Raw genomic sequence first — 586 nt, 5'->3', positions numbered from 1 at the left:
CGCGGCCCGCGACCATTCGCACCGACGAAGACACAATTGCCCTGGTCCGCCGTCTAGCCGAGCACTATCCCGATGCCACCATCGCCGGCATCCTCAACACACAGGGCCGGGTAACAGCGCGCGGTCTGCGCTTTAACCAGAACCTCGTAGGCAACTTGCGGCGCCATTGGCATATCCCTTGTTTCGAGCGCCCCACAGCGCTTCCTGACGGCGAGTTGCTCAGCATCCGCCAGGCCGCACGCGTGTTGGGTACCGCGCCGTCCACACTACACCGTTGGGTCAACGACGGCTTTATCGCCGGCGAACAGACCACGCCCGGTGCGCCCTGGCGCATCCGCATCACCGATGCGCTGCGGCAGCAATTCGTCGCGCACAGCCCCGATGGCTACGTCGTCATGCAGGAAGCAACCAAGCTGCTCGGCGTGTCCCGCCAAACTGTGTTGCAGCGTGTAAAGCGCGGCGAACTCGATGCCGTCCTGGTGTGCCAGGGACGGCGAAAAGGCTTGCGCATCAAGGCTGTCAGCGAGCAACCCGACCTCTTCGAACACTCCTCATGAACCAAAGGGCATTCTCATGCGCGATCCAA

Annotated in this window: 1 protein-coding gene; it reads left to right on the top strand. The window is 63.1% G+C overall.

Annotated features, from left to right (window positions below):
• Window positions 1–557 (top strand): helix-turn-helix domain-containing protein (locus tag CF68_RS34370; protein ID WP_035827888.1); only part of this gene is annotated, 557 nt, incomplete at its 5' end.
• Window positions 558–586: the final 29 nt, after the last annotated feature.

Source organism: Cupriavidus sp. SK-4, from assembly GCF_000611125.1.
Taxonomy (GTDB): domain Bacteria; phylum Pseudomonadota; class Gammaproteobacteria; order Burkholderiales; family Burkholderiaceae; genus Cupriavidus; species Cupriavidus necator.
The sequence above is the reverse complement of the archived record's forward strand: the minus strand, read 5'-3'. Positions and strand labels throughout refer to the sequence as shown.